This is a genomic window from Brevundimonas diminuta (assembly GCF_022654015.1).
GTDB lineage: Bacteria > Pseudomonadota > Alphaproteobacteria > Caulobacterales > Caulobacteraceae > Brevundimonas > Brevundimonas diminuta_C.
Map to the genome: position 1 here is coordinate 817,660 of NZ_CP073063.1, position 23,629 is coordinate 841,288.

Sequence of the window (23,629 nt, forward strand, 5' to 3'; positions counted from 1 at the left end):
TCTTTTTAGGTCAGTCGCCGCTGAGAGCTGGCGGTCGCGCGCTAGAGCAGGCGTCCCTGATCCGACGTCCGGACGACCGTGTCGGTCATCAGGCCGCGGCGGCGAAGCTCGGTCGCGGCGGTGAAGGCGACGTCGATGTCGCGTCCCGACGCCAGGACCTGAAGGCGGGCGGCATCGACCGCGCTCCACGCCTTGCCGCGCTCGGGGCCGGCGGGCACGCGGGGCAGCAGTCCCGGTTCGCGGCTCCAGGCCATAAGCTGCTCGACGGTCGTCTGGTTCAGCATGTCGCGCAGATGATGGGCGGTGACATAGGCGTCGGGCAGGGCGCGGTGCGCCGGCAGGCCGAGCTCATGCACCAAACCCTCGGGCCGGCGCAGATAGCGCAGCATCTGGTTGGAGAAGCGCGGCAGGTCGGGCCACAGCCGCAGGGCGCATTTCCAGGTGCAGATCCACTTTGCGCCGCCTGACAGGGCAGGGGTGCAATATCGCTGCTCGAAGCTGGCGCGGTGAGCCGCCAGGGCGATCACGCCCGTCTCCGGGCGAAGGATGGGCGGCGCGACAGCCTTCCAATAGCCAGCGTCCTGAACCCACTCGTCCAGAATGTGGTGGATCGCCATGGTGTCGGGCGAAATCGGCCGGCCGGGATTTACGAAACGGGCGCCGCGCGTCGCATCCAGATGCCACGGCCCGGCCCCGTCGCGCACCACATCCTGCCAGCCGATCTCGCAGACGTCCTGAGGGCCGGATCCGGCCGTCTCCAGGTCGATGACGCGGATGCGTTGGGGTGATGGGGTGAAGTCGGTCAGGGCGTCCTCGGCGTGGCGTTCACGCCTGACAACGCTTGGGGCGCCGGATTCGGTCCGGCGCCGCAGAAGACCGGCGACAGCTTTTCGTCAGTTCGGCAGACGGATCGACCCGTGCGGCATGACGGTCATCACGGCCCAGAGGCCGACCAGCACCACGGGCGAGGCGATCAACGCCCGCCGACAGCGATGCGCCAGATAAAGAGCCTCGCCGATCACGATCGACACCAGCATTTGCGTTTCCCCCGAAACGATAACCGACACTTCTATGACGTCGCCGATAGACATGTCCCTCAATGAGACGGAAAGCCTTTCGGTCGCCGCCGCTCCGCAGGCCTCGCGGTCGCTGGACCTCGATGGCGTAAATGCGCAATCTCGCGGGCATGGGATCTGTCGCGCGCCTGTTCCGTCTGCATTTGTCGCTATGGCTCGGGCTGCTGGTGCTGGCGGCCGTCGCGGTGCTGGCGCCGACCAGCCTCGGCTGGCCGATGCGACTGGCGGCCGGCTGGGACGCGGGGGTGGCGACCTTCCTCATTGCGACCTTTGCGCGGATACTCAGGGCGCGTTCGCAAGAGGCGATGCGACGCCGCGCGGCGGAACTGGATCAGGCGGGCGTTCTGGTCCTGCCGCTCAGCATGGCGGCGGCCGTGGCCAGCGTCGTGGTCTTGGTCCTCGCCATGGTGGCCAGCGACGGCAAGCCGACGGTCGGGCAGGCGGTGTTCTCAGTGTGCACCGTCGGCCTGTCGTGGCTGTATGTGCACATCATCTTCGCCCTGCATTACGCCCACGGCTTCTACGCCCCGCGTGACGACGGCAAGGGCGATCAGGGCGGTCTGATCTTTCCGGGCGAGGAGGACGCGGACTACTGGGACTTTCTACACTTCGCCCTGATCATCGGCGTGGCGAACCAGACGGCGGACGTGCAGATCTCCAGCCGCAAGCTGCGCGGCCTGGCGACGTTTCACAGCCTGATCGCCTGGTTCTTCAACGCCGTCATCCTGGCGCTGACCGTCAATCTGGCCGCCACGCTGCTTTAGGCCCGCGCAGCCGTTCAGTCAGAGGTCGACGGTGCGGTTGCACCCTTCTTCCTTCGAACGCCGGCGCGCATGCTTGTTCGCGGCCCCGCCGACTGGCAAGGCTTTGCGACAGTGTTCAGCACAAGCCGGCTGAGGAGCGCGAGCGACACGGATGCCGTTGACTTGATCGAACAGTATGGATGGTCCGAGGCATGGGCGACCGTATTCACGCCGCATGCCCACGCCGGCCACACGCCGGGCCGCGTCATCCTCCAGCATCGCAACGGCTATCTGGTCGCCACGGATGCGGGCGAACTTCACGCCAAGGCGTCGGGCCGGCTTCGGCACGAAGCCCAGGAGACTGGGCCGCCTGCCGTCGGCGACTGGGTGGCGCTGTCACCGAACCCGCACGACGGCGCCGCCACCATCCACGCCGTCTTGCCCCGCCGCACGGCCTTCGTGCGGCGGGCGGCGGACAGCGCGCGTCGAACCCAGATCCTGGCGGCCAATATCGACGTGGCCTTCGTCGTCACCTCGATGAATGCAGATCTAAATCCGCGCCGGATACAGCGTTTCCTGGCTGCAGCGATGGACAGCGGAGCCCGGCCTGTTCTCGTTCTGACGAAGTCGGATCTGAGCGCGGATCCCCAAGCCGAGGCCGCTCAGGTGGCGGCGCTGGAGGCGCAGACACTGGTCTTGACCATCTCGGCGCGCGAAGGCGTCGGGCTGGAGGCGCTGCGTCTTCAGGTGAAGCCGGGCGAGACCTGTGTCCTGATAGGCTCGTCGGGTGTCGGCAAGTCCACCTTGGTCAACGCCTTCCTGAACGAGGATCGGATGGCGACCCAGGCGATCCGCGCATCCGACGACCAGGGACGGCATACAACCAGCCATCGCCAGCTGATCCCGCTGCCCGGCGGCGGTTTCATCATCGACACGCCCGGCATCCGCGAAGTGGGCCTGATCGACGCCGAAGAGGGTGTGGAAGCGGTCTTCGACGATGTCGAACACCTGATGCAGGAGTGCCGCTTCACCAACTGCGGCCATGTGAGCGAGCCGGGATGCGCTGTCCAGGCGGCCTTGGCGGACGGCACGCTGGAGGGATCGCGCTGGGCGCATTTCCAGAAGCTGAAGTCGGAACTGGCGGCCGCAGGGGACAAGGCGGAACGGATCGCCAAGGCTGCGGAACGCCGGCGGCTGGGCGGCCTGCAGAAGGTCTATCGCGCGACGAAGCGCAACGATCGGGGCGGGGCCGATCGATAGCGTCGATGGCGCAACCGAATTTCGACGTGTTGCGGGGCCAAACGGGCTAGGTGAAGTCCTTAGACTTAAGAAAGATCACCATGTCCGCATTCACCATCGTCACCACCAGCGCCGTTCAGGGCAGCGAGGCCGCAGAGGTCAACACGCTGACCGACGACTTTTCCGACGCCAGCGAGGCGGTGGGCTATGCACGGCGCATGGCCGACGAGATGATCGACATGGCCGATCAGCTGCTGCTGGATTTCGATTACAGCAACGTCGGCGTCTATGAGGGCGACCTGCTGGACGAAGACGTCACCCCGGATCACCCCACGCTGATCGGCGTCTGGGTGCTGGATGAAGAAGGTTCGGCCTTCGTGCCGGCCGAAGAGTTCCGCCAGGGATCGACGGAAGTCGAGAACTGATCGGCGGCTATCGCGGCGGGAGGCTCGGGTCGAGCCGCCTGCCGCATCGGTCATCGGACAATAGACGGGCGCCTGGTCACGCGCCGAATGGCGACCTCTGCGGATCGAAAATGTGGGGGGGTGGTCGTCCCTCCGAACACCCTGCGGTGCTCGGAGGTGACGATGGTGGAGCTTAGCGGAGTCGAACCGCTGACCTCTTGCATGCCATGCAAGCGCTCTACCAGCTGAGCTAAAGCCCCGGACCTGTCGGTCTGGATCGCCCGGTTCATCTTGCGATGGCCCCCGGCGAGGCGGCGGAAACTAGGTCAGGCTTTTTCTGCGATCAAGCCCGTTTCGAGATTTATTTTCACCGCGTTCCCAAGTGTGAAAATACGCAGGTTTTTCAAACCGGAAGGTTCTAAAGACCTGCTGTCCCGCCGCGTCTCCCTAACGGGAAATGCGGCGGGTGCAACAAGAATCTGAGCCTATCCACAGGCCTCGAACAAGTCGGGCCTCAAGTCGCGCGAAGCGCGATAGGCCCAAAAAAAGATCAGTCGTCGTCGCGCGACGGCTTGGCGATCTCGTCGTCGATCGAGTCGTCGTCTTCGTCCTCGATAAACGGCACGGAGTCGTCATCGTCGTCGGCCAGCAGATCGTCGTCGCCGTCGGTCGAGCCCATGCCGGCTTCTTCCGAGGCGTCGGCCGGGGAGTCTTCGTCCTCGTCGTCCGGGGTCAGGATCGGCTCGTGGCCTTCCTCGTCGATTTCCGGCGTCTTGACGTCGTCTTCCTCGTCCTCGTCGCCGTCGACCTTCTTGTCCTTGACCTGATCTTCCGTGTCCTCATCGTCGGACGGATAGCCGGGACGGGCGCGGCGGCTGCGCAGCTTCATCGCCTCTTCGGGATCGAAGTCGGTTCCGCATTTGGGGCAGTGCGCGGGGCGACGGTTCAGGTCGTAAAACTTCGCCTGGCAGTTGGGGCAGACCTGTTTGGCGCCCAGTTCGGGATTGGCCACGTTTGGATGCTTTCAACGGGTTGAATTCGGGGCGGTCCCTTGCCACCCCTTTGACCCGCTGTCAAAAGCTGTCTTTCGCGCCGCCCGCGCGGCCCTTCGCACAATACAGCCTGAAGCGGGTGATCATGCCGTCCCAACTGACTTCGCGCCGCGCATCCGCCCTGACCGGAAAGGTCCGCGCGCCGGGCGACAAGTCGATGTCGCACCGGTCGATGATCCTGGGCGGAATGGCGTCGGGCGTGACCGAGGTCGAGGGTCTTCTTGAGGGCGACGACGTTCTGGCCACCGCCCGCGCGGTCGAAGCGTTCGGCGCCAAGGTCGAGCGGATCGGTGATGGAACATGGCGGATCGCGGGGGCGGGCGGGTTCAAGACGCCGGCCTCGGTGATCGACTGCGGCAACGCTGGAACCGGGGTGCGCCTGCTGATGGGGGCGGCGGCCGGCTATCCGCTGACGGCGACCTTCGATGGCGACGGCTCGCTGAGAAAGCGCCCGATGAAGCGGGTCACGGGACCGCTGGCCGACATGGGCGCGGCGTTCGATTGGCAGGCGGCCGAGGATCGGCTCCCGGTGGCCCTGACTGGCGGCGCGCTGAAGGCCATCGACTATGTGCAGACGGTGGCCTCGGCCCAGGTGAAGTCGGCCATCCTGCTGGCGGGGCTGAATGCCCAGGGCGTCACCTCGGTGGTTGAGCCCGAAAAGAGCCGCGACCACACCGAGCGGATGCTGCGGGCCTTCGGCGCCGAGGTGGACGTCGAGGAGAGGGGCGAGGGCTGGAAGGTGACGCTGAAGGGCGGTCAGGCCCTGACCGGGACCTTCGTCGCCGTGCCGGGCGATCCGTCCTCGGCGGCGTTTCCCCTGGCGGCCGGTCTGATCGTTCCGGGGTCTGAGGTCACGGTCGAGGGGGTGATGCTGAACCCGCTTCGTACCGGCCTGTTCGACACCTGGATCGAGATGGGCGCCGACCTGACCATTACGAACCGGCGTGAGGCCGGGGGCGAAGAGGTCGGCGACATCACCGCCCGTCATTCGTCCCTGAAGGGCGTGGTCGTGCCCGAGGATCGGGCCGCCTCGATGATCGACGAATATCCGATCCTGGCGGCGACGGCGGCCTTTGCGGACGGCGTCACCGTCATGCGCGGCGTGGGTGAAATGCGGGTCAAGGAAAGCGACCGGATCTCGCTGATGGTGGAGGGGCTGCGCGCCTGCGGCGTTCAGGTTGAGGAGGAACCGGAAGGCTTCATCGTCACCGGCGCCGGCCAGGGCGGGTCCGTGCGTGGCGGCGGCCTGGTCCACACCGCCCACGACCACCGCATCGCCATGAGCCATCTGGTCCTGGGCCTGGCTGCCGAACAGCCGGTCTCGGTCGACGAACCCGGCATGATCGCCACCAGCTTCCCCGGCTTCGTCGAGATGATGAACGGGCTGGGCGGGCGGATCGCGTGACCGACGGCCGGTCCTCGCGCCGGATTCTGGCGATACTGGCAGCATTCGCTGGCTGGATGTTTATCCTATGGGCAGTTGCATCGTTTATTGATCTTGGGGACGGCGAGACTTGGGACCAAACGAAGCCGCGCTACGCCGAGATGTTTGAAAACAGAGGGTTCGACGTCAACGAGTTCGGCTTCTACAAAATCTCTCGCAGCCAGCATCCACGTGAATTCAAGACGATCGTCATCCTCAGGGGAGTGATGCCTTCGGTGTTTTTTGGTGTGCTTTGTGCTGTGAGCGCCTTGGGTTGGTCGGCGCAACCCAAACTTATTCCATCAGGGCAAGAGTAGCACGTGAGCTTGTGTAGCTGGGCAAGGAAAGGCTAGGCGTTCCCTCTCCTGGACATCGTCGCTTGGGCGCTGTCGGCGCTCGCTAAATCTCGGAAGATCTACCCTGACACAGCCTCTCGTCATCGCCGTCGACGGACCGGCCGCCTCTGGCAAGGGGACCATCGCCGCGCGCCTGGCCCAGACCTATGGCCTGCCGCATCTGGATACGGGGCTGCTGTACCGGGCCGTGGGCGCAAAGGTGCTGGCGGACGGCGGATCGCTGGATGACGAGGCCGCGGCGACGCAGGCGGCGCGGGGCCTGGATGCGGCGGGCCTGTCGGACGATCCGCGCCTGACGACCGGCGAGGCGGGCGAGGCCGCCAGCCGTGTCGCCAGCTTCGCGGGCGTACGGGCGGCGCTGCTGGAACTGCAGCAGGCGTTCGCGGCCCAGGCGGGCGGCGCCGTTCTGGATGGACGCGACATCGGCACGGTGATTGCGCCGAATGCTCAGGCCAAACTGTTCGTCACCGCAACGCCCGAGGTGCGGGCCACGCGCCGCTGGAAGCAGCTGACGGCGCGCGGATCGGACATCGCCTTCGACGCCATGCTGGCCGACATCCAGCGCCGCGACGAGCGCGACGCCGGGCGCGGGGCGGCTCCGATGGTCCAGGCCGATGACGCGGTCTTGCTGGATACGACCGATCTGGGTATAGAGGCCGCCTTCGATGCGGCCCGCCGTATCGTCGAGGCGGCGCGCGCGAAACACGGTCTCTAGATTCCCTCATGCAGCGTAAGCGGTAGGGAAACAAAAAGCCCGCTCTCGCAAATCCAACGCTCCCACCCTCGGCCTCCGCGGGCGTTTTGATCGTTCTGAACGGCCTCGCATCCCGACGACCTGATTCCATCTTTTCCCATCGCCCCGCGCGCCGCCTTTCGCTGCGTCAGGGGTCCACCTCGCGCGGGATCGTCCTTCGGTTACGCGCCACAGCCCCACTGGAAACACCAGAGCTTCATGTCTGATACTCTCAACCCCACGCGCGACGACTTCTCGGCGCTGCTCGACGAACAACTGTCGGGTCGCGACTTCGGCGAAGGCCAGGTCGTTCACGGCCGCGTCGTCGGCATCGAAAAAGACATCGTCATCATCGACGTTGGTCTGAAGACCGAAGGCCGCATCGCCATGCGCGAATTCGGCCAAGGCGACGACGGCGCCCTGCCCAAGGTCGGCGACAACGTCGAGGTTTACCTGGAGCGCGTCGAGAACGCCCTGGGCGAAGCCGTCATCAGCCGCGACAAGGCCCGTCGCGAAGAAGCCTGGACCCGTCTGGAAGTCGTGTTCGCCGAAGGCCAGCCGGTCAACGGCGCCATCGTCGGCCGCGTCAAGGGCGGCTTCACCGTCGATCTGGGCGGCGCCTCGGCCTTCCTGCCCGGTTCGCAAGTCGACATCCGTCCGGTCCGCGACGTCGGCCCGCTGATGGGCAAGGAACAGCCCTTCGCCATCCTGAAGATGGACCGTCCGCGCGGCAACATCGTCGTGTCGCGTCGCGCCATCCTGGAAGAAGCCCGCGCCGAACAGCGCACGGAACTGGTCGGTCAGCTGGCCGAGGGTGAAGTCCGCGAAGGCGTCGTCAAGAACATCACCGACTACGGTGCGTTCGTCGACCTGGGCGGCATCGACGGCCTGCTGCACGTCACCGACATGTCGTGGAAGCGCGTTTCGCACCCGAGCCAGGTTCTTGCTGTCGGCGACACCGTCAAGGTCCAGATCGTCAAGATCAACCCGGACACCCAGCGTATCTCGCTGGGCATGAAGCAGCTGCAGTCGGACCCTTGGGACGGCGTGGAAGCCAAGTATCCGGTCGGCGCCAAGTACACGGGCCGCATCACCAACATCACCGACTACGGCGCCTTCGTGGAGCTGGAAGCCGGTGTCGAGGGCCTGGTGCACGTCTCGGAAATGTCCTGGACCAAGAAGAATGTCCACCCCGGCAAGATCGTCTCGACCTCGCAGGAAGTCGACGTCGTGGTTCTGGATGTCGACGCCTCCAAGCGCCGCATCTCGCTGGGCCTGAAGCAGGCTCAGGACAATCCGTGGGACGCCTTCGTCGCCAACAACCCGATCGGTTCGACCGTCGAGGGCGAAGTCAAGAACGCCACCGAGTTCGGCCTGTTCATCGGCCTGGACAACGACATCGACGGCATGGTGCACCTGTCCGACCTCGACTGGTCGGTGTCGGGTGAAGAAGCCATCCAGCGCTACCGCAAGGGCGAGATGGTCAAGGCCAAGGTCCTGGACGTCGACGTCGAGAAGGAACGCGTCTCGCTGGGCATCAAGCAGCTGGGCGGCGATCCGATCGGCGAGGGCGACACCTATCGTCGCGGCCAGCAGATCACCGTCACCGTGACGGCGATCGAGTCGGGCGGCATCGAGGTCAAGTTCGGTGAAGACGACGCGCCGGTCACGGCCTTCGTTCGCAAGTCGGACCTGTCGCGCGACCGCAACGAGCAACGTCCGGAACGCTTCGCCGTCGGCGACCGCGTCGACGCCATGATCACCGCCGTGGACAAGGCCTCGCGCCGCGTCTCGGTGTCGATCAAGGCGCTGGAAATGAAGGACGAGCAGGAAGCCATCGAACAGTTCGGATCGTCCGATTCGGGCGCTTCGCTGGGCGACATCCTGGGCGCCGCGCTGAAGAACGCCGGCACCAAGGAGTAAGGCTCAGGCCGAAGGGCGCACCGCGTTCTTCGGGAGCCTCGCTCAATCCGCGGAGCGCCGCGCGCTCTGCGATAGCGACAAAAGAATGAGGGCGGCGGGAGCAATCCCGTCGCCCTTTTCTCTGTCTGGCACACTGCTGTGTGCACTTCCGGACATATTTCTTGCGAATGGCGCGCATCATTGTCGGATAAGGGCTTTTTACAAAGCCTGTCGAAGGTTAGGGTGCGGCTCTGGATCGACGGCAGGCGAGACGGCCTGTCTAAACGAGCTGGCGGGGGCGCAGATGATCAAGTCCGAACTGATCGAGAAGCTTGCAGCGGAAAACACCCACCTGACCCACGCCGAGGTCGAGCGGCTGGTCAATGTGATCCTCACCACCATGACCTCGGCCCTGTCCGAAGGCGGCCGGGTCGAGTTGCGCGGTTTCGGCGCCCTTTCCGTGCGATCGCGCCCTGCGCGTTCGGGTCGCAATCCGCGCACCGGCGAAACCGTCGAGGTGCCTGCCAAGGCCGTCCCCTTCTTTAAGAGCGGCAAGGAACTGCGCGAGCGGCTGAACGCCTCGGGCGACGCCTGATCCAACTTTCTCAAGGAAATCTCATGAGCCTGCTGTCGGAGTTTCGCGAGTTCGCGGTCAAGGGCAATGTCGTGGACCTGGCGGTCGGCGTGATCATTGGCGCGGCCTTCAACGGCATCGTCAAAAGCCTGGTCGATCAGGTGGTCATGCCGCCCATCGGTCTGCTGACCGGCGGTATCGACTTCTCCAAGCTGGAATGGGTGCTGAGGGCCGAAAACCCGGCGACCGAGGCGGTCGAGAAGGTGTCGATCCAGTATGGCGCCTTCCTGAACACGGTGATCCAGTTCCTGATCGTGGCCTGGGTCGTGTTCCTTGTGGTCAAGGGCATCAACGCCCTGCGTCGTCAGGAAGCCGCCAAGCCCGATCCGGCGCCGGCAGCGCCGACGGCGACCGAAGCCTTGTTGGCCGAGATCCGCGACGAACTGAAGGCCCGCCCCAACGCCTGATCAGGCCTTGGACACGCGTCCGCCCAAGGTCGGGCGCGTGATTGCGGCGGCGGCCAAAGTTTGGGGCATCGGCGGCGTGCGCGAACAGATGCCGTAGTCGCCGTCGAACGGGGTCGGCGCCCAGGCGGCCGCCAGCGCAGGATCGTCGATGATGGCGTGGCAATGTCCCCAACCGCCTTCGCGCCGCGCCGTCTTCGCCAGATCGCCCAACTGCACCAACAGACGCGGCGTCACCATCTGCAGCCGCACCTTGGCGGCCCCCAGCGCGCGGGCGTTGTCGATCAAGGCCTGGGTCAGAAGCGGGATCGCATCGGGCGCCGTCTCCAGCGCAATCAGATCGAGGATGTCCAGATAGGGCGGCTCGATCAGGCTGGTCTTGGTCATCTGCGCCATCGCCACCCCGACGATGCGGCTATCCCTGACGCAGGCCAGCATGATCGGCGGCAGGGTCAGGTCGGGGTCCGCCAACCGCCAGCGCAGGATTTCCGGACTGCGGTCCGCCAGCAGGCGATCTTCCTGCGACAGCCGACGCCAGAAGTCCGCATAGGGCGAGGCGTCCGACAGATCGCGCAGCACCGTCACCCCAGCCGGCAGCACAAGCGGCGTCTGGCGAAACACGCGCCCGTTCATCAGCCGCTCGCCCAGACGCGCGGCGGTCTCGGCGGAGGTGCGGCCCAGCAACAGGCGCAGACCCCGACCCTGGGCGCAGGCCAGGCGATCGGTGATCCATGACAGCTTCAGGCCATGGGTCTGGGCCGGCCAGGGCTTCATGTCGAACAGGCCGTACAGCGGCGCCGAGCGCGCATTGGCGTTGAATGTGTAGCGGGCGAACAGGCCGGGCTGGTTCAAAAAGGTGCGGATTAGCGGACGGCTAGCCCCCTTCTGGCTGGGCGGCACGATGATCGAAAAGCCGGTGGCGCCGAAGTGGTCTTGGGCGCCCTGGCGAAACCGCTGGATGAAGTTGCCCAGCATGGCGACGGCGTTGTCGTCCGCGTCGGCGACCACCCATCCGGCGGGCGCGCCCAGCGCCAACCGCGCCGGATTGGCTTCGAGCCAGCGCCAACCGGCCGGCGACCGCTCGGGCCAGCCGACCTGACGATGCAGCCGGTTCAGCGCCTCATGGTCGAGAGCGGCGATCGGTCTGACAGACATCTGGCGCGCCTTCCCATTATGAAACCGTGTGCGTTTCTGACAAACTCCGTAGCAGGATGTGCGCCACCAGACATCACCCAGGGTTGTTTTTCGCCTTTCTCGCGCGTCGCCCGGCTCCCCCCGCGACAGCCTTAACACTTGTTCGGATTCGCCCGCTGTGCTGGGTATGCGCCTTTCGCGCGCCCGATAAGCGGCGCGGCAGTTGGGAGTGAGCCGTTGAGGACGGATTTGGGGAAGGCGCGACTTACACGACGCGTGAAGACGATTAGGGGGACGCGCGCATGAACATCGTCGTCGCCCTTGGACTGATCATCACCTTCGCCACGGGCGTGCCGGTGCTGATGCAGATCCTTAAGAACCACCCGCGCGGACTGATCATCCTGTTCTTCGCCGAGATGTGGGAGCGTTTCTCCTACTACGGCATGCGCGGCATCCTGATCTTCTTCCTGACGCAACACTTCCTGTTCGACGACGCCATGGCGGGGTCGACCTACGGCTCCTACACTTCGCTGGTCTATCTGCTGCCCTTGCTGGGCGGCATCATGGCCGACCGCTTCATCGGCACGCGCAAGGCCGTCGCCTTCGGCGCCCTGCTGCTTGTCGCGGGTCACGGCATGATGGCCTTCGAGGGTCGTCCCGCGACCGAAACCCTGACCTATGCCGGTCAGACTTATCAGATCGACGCCGAAGGCCGCGGCGCGGCGCGTGAAGTGTCGATCGTCGTCAATGGCCAGAAATACGCCTTCGAGGCGGCCGAGAACGGCCTGGCGATCGAGGGTCTGCCCGCCGCGTCGCCGCTGCCGGCCGTGCTGCCGACCGGCGAATACAAGATCGACGCGACCCGCGACATGGCGGGCGTGAACGTCTTCTATCTGGCGGTGTCCTTCATCATCATGGGCGTCGGCTTCCTGAAGCCCAACATCTCCACCATCGTCGGACAGCTCTATCCGCAGGGCGATCCGCGGCGAGATTCCGGCTTCACCCTCTACTACTACGGAATCAACCTCGGCGCCTTCTGGGCGGCGGTCCTTTGCGGCCTGTTGGGCCAAACGGTCGGCTGGTGGGCAGGCTTTGGTCTGGCCGGCGTCGGCATGGCGCTGGGCTGGGTGGTCTTCGTGCTGGGCAAACCCCTGCTGCAAGGCAAGGGCGAGCCTCCGGCCGAAGCCAATCTGAGCAAGCCGATGCTGGGTCCCATCAACCGCGAATGGTCGATCTATCTGCTCAGCATCCTGGGCGTCGGCGTCGTCTGGTTCATGGTTCAGCGCAACGCCCTGGTGGGTTGGGTCCTGGGCGCCGCCACCGTCGCGTCGCTGCTGTTCATCCTCTACGTCATCGTCAAGGTTTGCGAGAACAAGGCGCAGCGTGAGCGGATGATGCTGGCCCTGGTGCTGATCTTCGGCTCGGTCGTCTTCTTCACCCTGTTCGAACAGGCCGGCACCTCGCTGAACCTGTTCGCCGACCGCAACGTCGATCTCAGCATCACCCCGCAGGCGTTCCAGCTGCTGGGCGTCACCGTCGGCACCCCGGCCCAGATCGCCGCCGCCGGTCTCAGCACGTCGGGTCCCTGGATCGACGCCACCATCACGGCGGCCCAGACCCAGTCGTTCAATGCGGGCTTCATCCTGATCTTCGCACCGATCATGGCCGCGCTCTGGTCCTTCCTGGGCAAGCGCAACCTGGACCCCAACCCCACGCTGAAGTTCGGCCTCGGCCTGCTGCAGGTCGGACTGGGCTTCATGATCGTGGTGTGGGGCGCCGGCATGGCCAACTCGGCCTTCCAGATGCCGCTGCTCCTGCTGGGTCTGCTCTATCTGTTCCACACGACCGGCGAGCTCTTCCTGTCGCCGGTGGGCCTGTCGGAAATCACCAAACTGTCCGTCGCCAAGGTGGTCAGCTTCATGATGGCCGTGTGGTTCCTGGCCAGCTCCATCGCCCAATATGTCGGCGGCTGGATCGCCGGCTTGGCGGGCACGGAAACGGTGGGTGGCCAGGTGTTGAACCCGGGCCTTGCGCTGCAGACCTCGCTTGAAGTGTTCAAGCTGCTGGGCCTGTGGGGCATGGGCATCGGCGTGGCCTTCATCGTCGTCAGCCACTTCATCAAAGGCTGGTCGCACGGCGCCAACGACGGTGATGATCACCCTGGTCCTGTGCTGAACGATCGCGGTCAGGAAGACGGCAACGTCGCCCGTCCTGCGGCCTCGACGCCCAGCCACTGATCGACGCCTGATCAAGGAAAAGCCCCGGCGGAGCGATCCGCCGGGGCTTTTTGCTGCGTGAAGCGCGCCTCAGAAGGTCTTGCGGACCCGCAACGAGACGAAGGTGCGCGGGTCGATGGAGCGCTCCTCGACGAAGGCGACCGTGCGCGGATTGCGCGTGGCGTACACCGTGCGCTGCTGGGTGAAGTCGTCCCACAGGTTCAGCTGGGCGCGCAGCGACAGGGTCGGACTGGGCTTGTATTCGACGAAGGCCTCCAGATAGTCCGCGCCGCGCCAGGCGAAGGTCTGGTCGGGGTCATAGGTCGCCTGGCCCAGACGCGGCAGCCAGTTGATCCCCCACTGGGTCTTCCACGAGGTGATGTCCTGCTGGAAGCCGACATTGGCCTGGCTGGGGCGCACGCCCGAGATGCGGCGATCCTCGCCCGTGGTCGGGTCGGTGACGCTGGTCTTGTTCCAGTCGTTTTGGAAGGTGAAGCGGGCGCCCGAAATCCCGACCTTGTCCAGCGGCACGACCACGTTCAGCGACAGTTGATCCAGCGTTCCGTCGCCGATGTTGCCGGTCGCCGACAGGCCGCCGGGCAGGGGCAGGCGGTCGATCACGTCGATGATGCGGTCGTGGCGATAGCCAATCGAGACCACGCCCTCGCCCCAAAAGCGGCGCTCATAGGACAGCTCGGAAATCCAGCGCTGTTCCGGCTCCAGATCGACATTGCCGCCGAACACCGTGCCGTCGCTCAGCTCAGCCGAGGCGGCGAAGTCGCCGAAGTCCAGCTGACCCAATTCGCGCTCGAAACGAAAACGCAGCTGGTTGTTCGCCATCGGCGTCCAGGTCGCCAGCAGGCGCGGCTTGGCGAAGAAGAAGCTCTTTTCCTGATCCGCATCGCCCGACTGGCTGATGGTGGAGGCCTCAAGGCGCACCCCGCCCTCCAGTGTCAGTTTCGGATTGATCCGCCAGGTCGCCTTGCTGAAGGCCTCGCCGCGCGTCTCCTCGACCTTGACCGAGGCGCTGGGCAGGGGGACGCCGACGCCGCCGATGGTGAAGGCTTGGTTCACGTCCAGCATATTATAGGCGATCTCGGCGCCGGCCTCGATCGTCAGGGCGGGCGAGCGTTCGTGACGCACCAGGGCGCGCAGGATGGATTCCGACGAGTCGCCGTTGGATTTGAACTGCTGTTCCGGCGCCGCCGTCCCGTTGAGCGTCTCGTTGCTGCCCGAGACGCTGTCGAAGCTTGAGAACTCGTGGATCAGACGCGTCTCCAGGGTCCAGCGCGGGTTCAGGGTGCGGGTCCAGGTCAGGCCCAGTTCGCCGGAATCGCCGTCTTCGGCATAGTCGCTGCGCCGCAGGGAGGTGGGCGACGAAAGCTCGGTCCAGTTCTGATAGTCGTTCAGACCATAGCGGGCGGTGCCTTCCAGCTTTCCGCCGAACACCGGGCCGGTGTAGTTGCCGCGAATGCTCTGACCGCCGCCCCATCCGTCGTTTTCGAAACGCTCGTCTCGGATGACATCGCCGGCGGCGTTGCGACGGATCGACCGGCCGACGCCGTTGGAATCGCTGGATCCCATGCCGTCCGACAGGGTCACGCCCCAACTGCGATCGCCCTTGTTCTGCGTGAACTGATAGGAGCCGCCATAGATGTCATGGCCGCCTTCGAACAGCATGGCGTTCCAGGTCAGGATCGACTGGCGGCTGTCGGCCGTCTTCAGGATGACGTTCACGACGACGGAATAGCCCTGCATGTCGATGCCCGGCGCACCGCCCCGGATCAGTTCGATACGCTCGACCTGATTGGCCAGGGTCCGGCCCAGAACGTTCGAACCCGAGTCGTTTTTGGAGGCCGGGCGGTTGTTGTTGATCAGCACATTGCCGACCGCCCCTTCAAAGCCGCGCGCGCCCGATCCGTTGTCGATGGAGAAGCCGGGGACGCGGTTGACCATGTCGAGCGCCGTATTGGGGCGCTGGGCGGCGAAGAAGTCCGGCGTGAAGACCAGCACGCCGCGCTGGCTGGCGTCGGCCAGGGGCGCCTGATTGGTCGGGCCGGTCGGCACCGGGGCCTCGGCGACTTGGGGCTTGTCTGCGGTGGAGGCGTCGGCGGCGAATGCGGCGCCTGCGGTGAAAAGCAGGGCGGTGCTGGCCAGCAGCAGGGTCTTTGTCATTGATCTTCCCCTCGGGTGTTGGCGAGAGGTGTGCCGATCCGGCGCGTTCATCTCCAGTTACAAGGCCGCAAGGTGGATTAAATCGACGACATCATTACAGCGATTTCATTACACCAACGACAGTAATGAAGTTTACAGCGATGTAATGATCAGTCGCTCATCTTCTCTATTGCTTTTACTTGCCGCGATGGCGCTGACGACCGCGCCTGCCGTTGCGCAGGACGCGCCTTCGGACGCCGTCGAGGATATCGTCGTCACCGCCCGCCGGATCGAGGCGCCGATGTGGGAGGTGCGGCGCGGCGACAGTGTCCTGATCCTGGTCGGATCGATCGACGGTCTGCCCAGAAAGATGGAGTGGCGCACGGATGCGCTCATCTCTGCGGTCGATCGTGCGGACCGCGTTCTGTTTCCGGTCGAGGGGCGGGCGTCGCTGGCCGACGTGGGTCGTCTGATCTGGCGTTTTCGGACACTGACCCGTTTGCCGAACGGGCGCACCAGCGCCGACTATCTGTCCCCGGACCTTGAGGCCCGGATCGAAAGCCTGACAGGCGAAGGCCCGACCCGCGACAGCATGCTGATCCTGTCGGGCGATCTGATGGAACTGGGCGGTTACAGCAGCGGAGGGCGTCCGGTGTCCGGCCTGGTCCGTCAGGCGACGCGCGCCAACCGCACACCCGCTGAGCCCGTGGGCATCTTCAGGGGGGACGAACTGATCGAAAAGGTGCTGACGACCCCGCCAGAACGCTATCTTGACTGCATCGACGCTGCGGCGACGGCGGCGGAGGCCGGGGTCGAGGCGGGCGCGCAGCGTGCGGAGAACTGGCGTCTGCGCCGAATCCCGGCGGTGCTGGATTCGCCCCTGGAAAAGGCGGCGACGGCCTGTTCCTACTGGTCGGTGATGGCGCAGGCGGACGATTTGCGTCGGATATGGAATACGGCGGTGGACAAGGCGCTGGCTGAGGACGGCGTCACCGTCGCCATTGCACCCTTGCGGCTATTGGCCGAGCCGAACGGCGTACTGGATCGGCTGGAGGCGGAGGGGCTGGAACCGATCGGTCCCGAATGGCGCCCCTCCGCCTCTGCTCAATCGGCGCGCTAGAGCTTACTTGCGTTCCGGAACGGCGTCGCGGGCGGCTTCGCCGATGTTGTCGGCGGCGTTGCCGACGCTCTCAGCGGCGCCGGCGATGGCGTTGTCCTTCACCGCGTCGCTGCGGTTCATGTTCATCAGGAAGTAGCCGATCACCAGCACGGCCAGCAGGCCGACGATCAGGGCGACGATGGCGCCCATGCCGCTGCCGCGACGCTCGACGACGGTGGTGGGCGCCGCGCTGGTTTCAGTGATGCGTTCGACCCGGCCATCGGGATGTTGGACTTCGCGTTCGGTAGGCATGGTGTTTCCTCTCCAGTGTGGCGGGGAAACACCCTTTGCAGCGATACGGTTCCGCTCGCTCAGACGGCGGTTCCGCCGACCGTCAGGCCGCCGATCTTGAGGCTGGGCTGGCCGATACCGACGGGCACGCCCTGTCCGGCCTTGCCGCAGACGCCGACGCCCGGATCGAAGGCGAAGTCGTCGCCGACCATCTGGATCTTGGTCAGGGCCGTGGCCCCGTCGCCGATCAGGGTCGCGCCGCGCACCGGGGCCGTGATCACCCCGTCCTCGATCAGATAGGCCTCATTGCACTGGAACACGAACTTGCCGTTGGTGATGTCCACCTGGCCGCCCGAGAAATTGGCGGCGTAGAGGCCGCGCTTCGTATTGGCGATCATGTCGGCCTTGGAATCCCGGCCGCCCTCCATGAAGGTGTTGGTCATGCGCGGCATCGGCATATGGGCGAAAGACTGGCGCCGGCCGTTGCCGGTGGCGGCGACGCCCAGCTGCCGCGCCGACAGCCGGTCGTGCATCAGCCCGACCATGATCCCGTCCTCGATCAGCACGGTGCGGGAGGTAGGCGTGCCCTCGTCATCGACCGACAGCGATCCGCGACGTCCGGCGATCGAGCCGTCATCGACCACGGTGACGCCGGGGGCGGCGACCCGCTGGCCCATCATGCCGTTGAAGACCGACGAGCCCTTACGGTGGAAGTCGCCCTCGAAGCCGTGGCCGATGGCCTCGTGCAGCAGCACGCCGGGCCAGCCGGCGCCCAGGACCACGTCCATCTCGCCCGCCGGACAGTCGACGGCGTCCAGATTGACCAGGGCCTGACGCAGGGCCTCGTCCACTTGGGCCTGCCAGCGTTCGGGCGCGACCCAGGCCTCGAACCCGGCCCGGCCGCCGGCGCCGGACGAGGCGCTCTCGCGCTTTCCGTTCTGCTCCACGGTGACCGAGACGTTCAGCCGGACAAGCGGGCGAACATCGCGCACCGCCCGCTCGTCGGCGCGCAGGATCTCGATGGCGCGGCGTTCGCCGATAAGGGAGGCGGACACCTGAACCACGCGCGGATCGCGGGCGCGCGCCCAGGCGTCAATCTCGGCCAGCAGGGCGATCTTGTCGGAGAAGGCGGGCGAGGCGAGGGGATCGACCTCGCCGTACAGTTTCTGATTGGTGGCGCGGGGGCCTTCGGCGACCCGGGCCTCGTGCCCCTGTTTGGCCAAGGCCGCGCTGTCGGCGGCGCGACGCAGGGCGGCGGCCGAGATTTCGTTGGCGTGGGCGTAACCGGCGGTCTCGCCCGCCACGACCCTGAAGCCGAAGCCCTCCGTGGCGTCATAGGCGGCGGACTTCAGCCGGCCGTCGTCGAACACCAGGCTCTCGCTCTCGGACCGCTCCAGGAACAGTTCGCCGTCGTCGGCGCCGGCCAGGGCCGTTTTCAGGATCGACAGGGCTTCATCGGTGTCGACGCCGGCGGCGTCGAGGATGGGCGGCGGGGAGGCGTGAACGGTCATGGCCTGTAGGTAGGGGCTGAAGGCCGTTTCGTCACCTGCCCCGGCGCGCGAAACCGCCGATCAGTCCAGTGGCTGAGGCCGCGTCACCACCGGACCATCGGGATCGCTGCTCGACGGGCGTGCCGCAGTCGGGGCGGGCGTCGGGGCCGTCGGCACGATCACCAGCGGCTCGGTCGTGACCGTCGGCGCCGGCGTGGACGGCGCCGGAGTGGTGGTCGTGGGAGCGCGCGTCGTCGGTTGCGTCGTTGCGGCCGGCGTCTGGGTCTGGGCCGGGGTCTGCGTGCGGGGGGCGGCCGTCGTTGAACGCGGCGTCGTCGTTGCCGGCGTGGAAGCGGCAGGCGCGGGCGGCGTCGCCGTGGTCGTCGCGGCGGGCGCGGGCTGTTGGGTCGCGACGACGGGTGCGGCGTCGGCAGGAGTCGTATCGGCTGGCGGGGCGGTCAGAGGCGCATCGGCGGCGACGGCGGGCGTCGACGTCGCCGGGGTCGAGGCGGGACGCATCGCGAACCACAGGCCCCCTCCGACGACCAGCAGGGCGACCACCCCGACTCCGACATAGAGCGGCAGGCGCGAGGTCTTGGCGGGCGCACGGGCGAAGCTGGGCGTGATCGGCGCAGCGGCCGGCGCGATGGCGGGTCTGGCCGCGACCGCTGGGGCGGCGACGACGGGTTCGGCCGCGACCGGCTTCGGCGTAGGGGCCGGCGTCGTCTCGAGCGCGGGCAGGGGGCGCACGGTCAGATCGGGTTGAACGGCCGGCGCCGGCTGCGGCCTGGGCTGCGGCGGCGTCGGAGCCTGAGGTTGAGGCTGGGCTTGGGCCGGGCGCGCCGTCGGGATCAGCGAACCGCCCAGGATGCTTGCCCCCTGCGGACGGGGCGCGGGACGTGGGGCCGGATTGGCGGGCGTCGTCTGACCCTTTGCCGGCGCGACGCCGGAGGCCAGGCTCTGGGTGTGGATCGAGGCCTGGTGCTGTTGCGGCGTGGGCTTGCGCGGCGGCGGATTGGGAATGCGGTCCAGCGGATTGGGCGCGACCGGCACCGGCCCGACGTGGAAGGTCGTCGCGGGCATACGGCCCCAGGTCACCGGCTTGCGGGCGAAAGGCTGGGGCGGGGTCTTCTGGTCGTCGGACATGGTCTTCTCAATCGCTGGCGATCTGGCCCGTTTCGTGACGGATCAGTTCTTGAGCCGGTAGCCGGTCTTGAACATCCACATGACGATGCCGAGGCAGACGGCGAAGAAGGCCAGGGTGGCGGCGACGCTGACGCCGATGGCCACATCGCCCTGACCGTAGAAGGCCCAGCGGAAGCCCGAGATCAGATAGACCACAGGGTTGAACAGGGTCACCGTGCGCCAGCCGTCCGGCAGCATGTCGATCGAATAGAAGGCGCCGCCCAGGAAGGTCAGGGGCGTCACGACCAGCATCGGGATCATCTGAAGCTGCTCGAACCCATTGGCCCAGACGCCGATGATGAAGCCGAACAGGCTGAAGGTCACCGAAATCAAGATCAGGAAGGCCATCATCCAGACCGGATGCAGGATCTGCAGCGGCACGAAGAAGGCCGCCGTCGCCAGAATGATCAGCCCCAGCACCGCCGACTTGGTCGCCGCCGCGCCGACATAGGCCAGCACGATCTCAAGCGACGACACCGGCGCCGACAGGATCTCGTAGATCGTCCCCGTGAACTTGGGGAAGTAGATGCCGAACGAGGCGTTGAAGATCGACTGTGTGAACAGGCTGAGCATGATCAGTCCCGGCACGATGAAGGCGCCGTAGGGCACGCCGTCCACCTGTTGCATCCGGCTGCCGATCGCGCCGCCAAAGACGACGAAATAAAGGGCCGTGGTGATGACGGGCGTGACCACGCTCTGCCACAGGGTGCGCAGCGCGCGCGCCATCTCGAACCGATAGATCGCCCAGACGCCGTATCCGTTGAAGGTCATGCCGCGGCTCCGTTCTGGTGGACCAGGCTGACGAAGATGTCTTCCAGCGAGCTCTGGCGGGTGTTCAGGTCCTTGAAGCCGATGTTCAGCGCCTCAAGCCGGCGGATCAGCGACGGCACGCCCGTGTCGTCGGCGTTGGCGTCGAAGCTGTATTCCAGTTCGCCGCCCTCGTTCTTCAGCGTCAGATCCCAGTCGGACAGTTCGGCGGGCAGGGCGCCCAGCGGTTCGATCAGGTTCAGCGTCAGGGTCTTCTTGCCCAGCTTCTTCATCAGGGCCGACTTTTCCTCGACCAGGATCAGTTCGCCCTTCAGGATCACGCCCACCCGGTCGGCCATTTCCTCGGCCTCCTCGATGTAGTGGGTCGTCAGGATGATGGTGACGCCGCGCTCGCGCAGCTTTCTGACCATGGCCCACATGTCGCGGCGCAACTCGACATCGACCCCGGCGGTCGGCTCGTCCAGGAACAGGATGTCCGGCTCGTGGCTCAGGGCCTTGGCGATCATCACCCGCCGCTTCATCCCGCCCGACAGGGTCATGATCTTGGCGTCGCGCTTGTCCCACAGCGACAGGTCCTTCAGCACGCCCTCGATGAAGGCGGGGTTCGGCGCCTTGCCGAACAGGCCCCGACTGAAGGTGACGGTGGCCAGCACGGTCTCGAAGGCGTCGGTGGTCAGCTCCTGCGGCACCAGACCGATCTTGGTGCGGGCGGCGCGGAAATCGGACTGGATGTCATGGCCGTCGGTGACCACCGTCCCGGTCGTGGGCGTGACGATGCCGCAAACGATGGAGATCAGCGTGGTCTTGCCCGCGCCGTTTGGACCCAGCAGGGCGAAAATCTCGCCCTTGTTGATCGTCAGGTCGATGCGCTTCAGCGCCTGATGCCCCGACTTGTAGGTCTTGGTCAGGCCGTCGATCTCGATTACGGGCATGGGCTTTCCTTTCCGGCGCGCGCGGCGGCGCGGGCCGGGTGTGGCGGCAATATGGCGTGCCTGACGCCTGACTCAAGTGGCGGCGCTGCTCAAGAGACGCCAAGTCGTTGTTAACCCGATTGTCGCACGGTGCCGGCTTGAGTTGAGTTTTGGCAGGAGCTTTCGTGCCGTCCCTGTCCGCCGCCCACCACGCCGCTCTGACGGCGATCGTCGAGGCCTGCCCCGACGCATCGCTGGGGATGCTGGGCGCGGCCGTGGCGGCGCTGAAGGGCGACAAGGCGGCCGAACTGTCAAACATCGTCGCCGCCGAGGCGCGCGATCGCGCCCGTCGCGGCACGGCCTTCGCCCCACTGCTGCCCCTGTTTCAGCCGCGCGCCGACGGCGTGCCGGCCCTGGTCTTTCCGCCTCTGGTCCTGAAACGGGTCTGGCGCGAGGCGGTGCAGGGCGAGGAGGATTTCCTGCCGCTGCTGGACGGCGCCGTCGCCATGGACGGCGAATGGACCCTGGCCGCCGATCGGCTGTGCGCCAAGGCGGCCGCCGTGCTGCGCGACCGGCCGCGCGACGTCTGGCCGGAGTTTCAGCGCCCCGCCGACGACCAGCCCCCATCCACCCCGGTCGAACTGGCCGGCTGTTTCGACCTGACGCCTCTGGCCCGCAGCGCCCTGCCGCGCCTGCCCGTCTGGCTGGAACGCCCCGACGACAACCAGCTGGCGGGGCTCAGGCTGCTGATCCAGGATTGTCTGGCGATGTCGCCGGACGGCGGGCGGCGCATGATCGATATCCTGTTCGCCCATGTGGCGGACGCCGAGCGAATGCTGCGGGTCGTGACGCGGACCAGCCGCCTCGCCGACCGTGAAATCACCCTCAGCCATTCCGAGATGGGTGTCTTCGTCGAGCGGCTGCTGACCTCCGTTCAGGCGCGGGTGCAGAAGATCGCCGCCGTGGTCCGATCGTCGCTGGGCGAGACCGCGATGCTGGGCGCGGTGGACGACGTCAACTGGTGCGCCGGCGTGCTGGCCGAGATGGACCTCAGCCTGCAGGTGCGGCCCGACTCAAGCTGGGGCAAGGCGGCGCGGATGGCGCGGGTCCAGGTGTCGGGCCAGCTTTCGGGTCTGATGAAGTCCGCCTCGAGCGCCGTCCACGCCGCCCTGCCGATGAAGCGTCAGGTCATCACCGGCCGCATGACACGGATGTCGCCCTGGCTGGAGGCGCCGGCCGAGGGCGAACCGATCGAGGCGGCGGCGGCCCTGCTGGCGGCGGTGGCGGCCCTGCGCGGCGCGGCCGTCACCTTCGGCTGCGAAGCCGATCGGTCGGGATTGAAGGCCGACCTGACCGACTACCTCTCCACCTGGTCCGACGAGGCGCTGAATAGTTTGTCGGACGGCGAGGCTGAAAATCCCGACCATGTGCTGCGCCTGATCGGGGTCGCGGCGCGGTTCCTGACCGTGATCGAGGCGCTGGAGGCGGCGCGCGCGGTCAGGCGGCGCGCGGCTTCGGCGGAAATGGCGCGGCTGGGCTGAAACGACGCCTCGCCCGACGTTCGCGGATGGGTTAGACGGCGAGGATGATCGTCTTCTGGATAATGACGGGACTGGCGGCGGCCCTGGCCGCCCTGCTGGTGCTGACCGGCGCGCGACGCGGCGCGGACCCGGCGGCCGGCGCCGAAACCCAGGCCGGCTCGCGCGAGATCGAGGAACTGGATCGGCTGAAGGCGCGCGGCCTGCTGGACGAGGCGGCCTATGCGGGCGCGCGCGCCGAGGCGGGGCGGCGGCTTCTTGCGGTTTCTGCGACCACGACCCCGGTGGCCGGCGCCCGCGATCGGTTCTGGGTGCTGGGCGGAATCGGCGTGACCGTCGCGGCCGCCCTGGGCCTCTATGTTTTCACCGGCTCGCCCGGCCTGCCGGATCAGGCCTATGAGCGGCGCGTCGACGACTGGGCGGCCAATCTGGATCGGCTGGAGCCGGCGCAACTGGCGGCGGTGACCGCGCGGGTCGTTCAGGAGCGGCCCAAGGATCGGCAGGCGCTGGCCATGCTGGGCGCGGCCCGGTTCGCCGCCGGCGATCCGCTGGGCGCCGCCTCCGCCTTTCGCCGTCTGATCGCCCTGGACCCCCGTGACGCCCAGGCCTGGGCGCGGCTGGGCGAAAGCCTGGTCGTCGCCAACGACAACCAGATCGGCGGCGATGCCGAGGCCGCGTTCCGCGAGGCCTTGAAACTGGACCCCGACCAGCTCGGCGCGCGCTTCTTCCTGGGCGAAGCGGCGTTGCGGCGTGGCGACGAAGCCTCGGCCCGCACCCTGTGGACGCCTCTGATCGCCGCGCTCGACCCGGCCGATCCGCGCCGTCTGGATTTGGAACGCCGACTGCCAAAGGGCGGCGCGCAATGACGCGTTGGTCC

23 protein-coding genes and 1 tRNA gene are annotated in these 23,629 nt (G+C 66.8%); 13 read left to right on the forward strand and 11 right to left on the reverse strand.

The genetic code is table 11. The features are described 5' to 3' along the window. Nucleotides 1-41: 41 nt before the first annotated feature. Together KAK88_RS03950 and KAK88_RS03955 are read right to left on the reverse strand one after the other, a co-directional pair. Nucleotides 42-704, reverse strand: a complete 663-nt coding sequence (locus KAK88_RS03950) for a DNA polymerase III subunit epsilon (RefSeq protein WP_242077957.1) — start codon at nucleotides 702-704, stop codon at nucleotides 42-44. 189 nt (nucleotides 705-893) lie between these two features. After that, a complete protein-coding gene (locus tag KAK88_RS03955; RefSeq protein WP_017504296.1) occupies nucleotides 894-1,037 on the reverse strand; it encodes a hypothetical protein in 144 nt (47 codons plus the stop codon). Nucleotides 1,038-1,168: 131 nt separating this feature from the next. Between KAK88_RS03955 and KAK88_RS03960 the strand changes: the two genes are divergently transcribed. The 3 genes from KAK88_RS03960 (at nucleotide 1,169) to KAK88_RS03970 (ending at nucleotide 3,483) form a co-directional block, all read left to right on the forward strand. After that, nucleotides 1,169-1,840 carry a DUF1345 domain-containing protein gene (locus KAK88_RS03960; protein WP_242077958.1) on the forward strand — a complete coding sequence of 224 codons (672 nt, stop codon included), beginning with the start codon at nucleotides 1,169-1,171 and terminating at the stop codon, nucleotides 1,838-1,840. Nucleotides 1,841-2,002: 162 nt separating this feature from the next. Then, nucleotides 2,003-3,079 carry a ribosome small subunit-dependent GTPase A gene (gene rsgA / locus KAK88_RS03965; RefSeq protein ID WP_242077959.1) on the forward strand — a complete coding sequence of 359 codons (1,077 nt, stop codon included), beginning with the start codon at nucleotides 2,003-2,005 and terminating at the stop codon, nucleotides 3,077-3,079. Between the two features lie 80 nt (nucleotides 3,080-3,159). Continuing rightward, on the forward strand, nucleotides 3,160-3,483 hold the full coding sequence (locus KAK88_RS03970; protein ID WP_242077960.1) for a hypothetical protein: 324 nt from the start codon (nucleotides 3,160-3,162) through the stop codon (nucleotides 3,481-3,483). Nucleotides 3,484-3,646: 163 nt separating this feature from the next. Here the strand turns inward: KAK88_RS03970 and KAK88_RS03975 are convergent. Both KAK88_RS03975 and KAK88_RS03980 read right to left on the reverse strand, forming a co-directional pair. Beyond that, nucleotides 3,647-3,722: transfer RNA gene (locus tag KAK88_RS03975), tRNA-Ala, on the reverse strand. Between the two features lie 290 nt (nucleotides 3,723-4,012). After that, nucleotides 4,013-4,474, reverse strand: a complete 462-nt coding sequence (locus KAK88_RS03980; RefSeq protein ID WP_055752793.1) for a TIGR02300 family protein — start codon at nucleotides 4,472-4,474, stop codon at nucleotides 4,013-4,015. Between the two features lie 122 nt (nucleotides 4,475-4,596). On the opposite strand from KAK88_RS03980, the gene aroA reads away from it, so the two are divergent. From aroA to mscL, 6 genes are all read left to right on the forward strand, one after another. Beyond that, nucleotides 4,597-5,919, forward strand: coding sequence for a 3-phosphoshikimate 1-carboxyvinyltransferase (gene aroA, locus KAK88_RS03985; protein ID WP_431307213.1), 1,323 nt, complete (start codon nucleotides 4,597-4,599; stop codon nucleotides 5,917-5,919). Beyond that, nucleotides 5,916-6,254 carry a hypothetical protein gene (locus KAK88_RS03990; RefSeq protein ID WP_242077962.1) on the forward strand — a complete coding sequence of 113 codons (339 nt, stop codon included), beginning with the start codon at nucleotides 5,916-5,918 and terminating at the stop codon, nucleotides 6,252-6,254. The genes aroA and KAK88_RS03990 overlap by 4 nt, the downstream gene beginning before the upstream one ends. 103 nt (nucleotides 6,255-6,357) lie before the next feature. Next, nucleotides 6,358-7,008 carry a (d)CMP kinase gene (gene cmk / locus KAK88_RS03995; RefSeq protein WP_161638906.1) on the forward strand — a complete coding sequence of 217 codons (651 nt, stop codon included), beginning with the start codon at nucleotides 6,358-6,360 and terminating at the stop codon, nucleotides 7,006-7,008. Nucleotides 7,009-7,245: 237 nt separating this feature from the next. Continuing rightward, nucleotides 7,246-8,949 carry a 30S ribosomal protein S1 gene (gene rpsA, locus KAK88_RS04000; RefSeq protein WP_066552585.1) on the forward strand — a complete coding sequence of 568 codons (1,704 nt, stop codon included), beginning with the start codon at nucleotides 7,246-7,248 and terminating at the stop codon, nucleotides 8,947-8,949. Nucleotides 8,950-9,232: 283 nt separating this feature from the next. Further along, nucleotides 9,233-9,523, forward strand: a complete 291-nt coding sequence (locus KAK88_RS04005; protein ID WP_242077963.1) for an integration host factor subunit beta — start codon at nucleotides 9,233-9,235, stop codon at nucleotides 9,521-9,523. Nucleotides 9,524-9,546: 23 nt separating this feature from the next. Then, nucleotides 9,547-9,969, forward strand: a complete 423-nt coding sequence (mscL, locus tag KAK88_RS04010) for a large-conductance mechanosensitive channel protein MscL (protein ID WP_242077964.1) — start codon at nucleotides 9,547-9,549, stop codon at nucleotides 9,967-9,969. Here mscL and KAK88_RS04015 read toward each other — a convergent pair whose 3' ends face one another. Continuing rightward, nucleotides 9,970-11,121, reverse strand: coding sequence for an N-acetyltransferase (locus tag KAK88_RS04015; protein ID WP_242077965.1), 1,152 nt, complete (start codon nucleotides 11,119-11,121; stop codon nucleotides 9,970-9,972). Between the two features lie 281 nt (nucleotides 11,122-11,402). Between KAK88_RS04015 and KAK88_RS04020 the strand changes: the two genes are divergently transcribed. Then, on the forward strand, nucleotides 11,403-13,337 hold the full coding sequence (locus KAK88_RS04020; RefSeq protein WP_242077966.1) for a peptide MFS transporter: 1,935 nt from the start codon (nucleotides 11,403-11,405) through the stop codon (nucleotides 13,335-13,337). A 69-nt stretch (nucleotides 13,338-13,406) separates the two neighbouring features. Here the strand turns inward: KAK88_RS04020 and KAK88_RS04025 are convergent, their stop codons facing one another. Beyond that, nucleotides 13,407-15,491 carry a TonB-dependent receptor plug domain-containing protein gene (locus KAK88_RS04025; protein ID WP_242077967.1) on the reverse strand — a complete coding sequence of 695 codons (2,085 nt, stop codon included), beginning with the start codon at nucleotides 15,489-15,491 and terminating at the stop codon, nucleotides 13,407-13,409. Between the two features lie 187 nt (nucleotides 15,492-15,678). Here KAK88_RS04025 and KAK88_RS04030 point away from each other — a divergent pair, with 187 nt between their 5' ends. Further along, entirely contained in the window at nucleotides 15,679-16,590 is a 912-nt protein-coding gene (locus KAK88_RS04030) for a TraB/GumN family protein (protein ID WP_242077968.1), read from the forward strand. 3 nt (nucleotides 16,591-16,593) lie between these two features. Here KAK88_RS04030 and KAK88_RS04035 read toward each other — a convergent pair whose 3' ends face one another. From KAK88_RS04035 to KAK88_RS04055, 5 genes are read right to left on the reverse strand one after another with little or no spacing between them, the layout of a single operon-like run. Further along, nucleotides 16,594-16,881: a hypothetical protein gene (locus tag KAK88_RS04035; protein ID WP_045809440.1), complete on the reverse strand. Its 288-nt coding sequence runs from the start codon at nucleotides 16,879-16,881 to the stop codon at nucleotides 16,594-16,596. 59 nt (nucleotides 16,882-16,940) lie between these two features. Beyond that, nucleotides 16,941-18,371, reverse strand: coding sequence for a metalloprotease TldD (tldD, locus tag KAK88_RS04040; RefSeq protein ID WP_242077969.1), 1,431 nt, complete (start codon nucleotides 18,369-18,371; stop codon nucleotides 16,941-16,943). Nucleotides 18,372-18,431: 60 nt separating this feature from the next. Beyond that, nucleotides 18,432-19,496 carry a hypothetical protein gene (locus tag KAK88_RS04045; RefSeq protein ID WP_242077970.1) on the reverse strand — a complete coding sequence of 355 codons (1,065 nt, stop codon included), beginning with the start codon at nucleotides 19,494-19,496 and terminating at the stop codon, nucleotides 18,432-18,434. 42 nt (nucleotides 19,497-19,538) lie between these two features. Further along, the gene (locus tag KAK88_RS04050) at nucleotides 19,539-20,306 is read right to left on the reverse strand and encodes an ABC transporter permease (protein WP_055752804.1); all 768 of its coding nucleotides are present in this window, start codon (nucleotides 20,304-20,306) and stop codon (nucleotides 19,539-19,541) included. Next, entirely contained in the window at nucleotides 20,303-21,235 is a 933-nt protein-coding gene (locus KAK88_RS04055; protein ID WP_242077971.1) for an ABC transporter ATP-binding protein, read from the reverse strand. The genes KAK88_RS04050 and KAK88_RS04055 overlap by 4 nt, the downstream gene beginning before the upstream one ends. Before the next feature lie 164 nt (nucleotides 21,236-21,399). On the opposite strand from KAK88_RS04055, the gene KAK88_RS04060 reads away from it, so the two are divergent. Further along, nucleotides 21,400-22,755: a hypothetical protein gene (locus KAK88_RS04060; RefSeq protein ID WP_242077972.1), complete on the forward strand. Its 1,356-nt coding sequence runs from the start codon at nucleotides 21,400-21,402 to the stop codon at nucleotides 22,753-22,755. A gap of 44 nt (nucleotides 22,756-22,799) precedes the next feature. Then, the gene (gene ccmI, locus KAK88_RS04065; protein ID WP_242077973.1) at nucleotides 22,800-23,618 is read left to right on the forward strand and encodes a c-type cytochrome biogenesis protein CcmI; all 819 of its coding nucleotides are present in this window, start codon (nucleotides 22,800-22,802) and stop codon (nucleotides 23,616-23,618) included. Nucleotides 23,619-23,629: the final 11 nt, after the last annotated feature.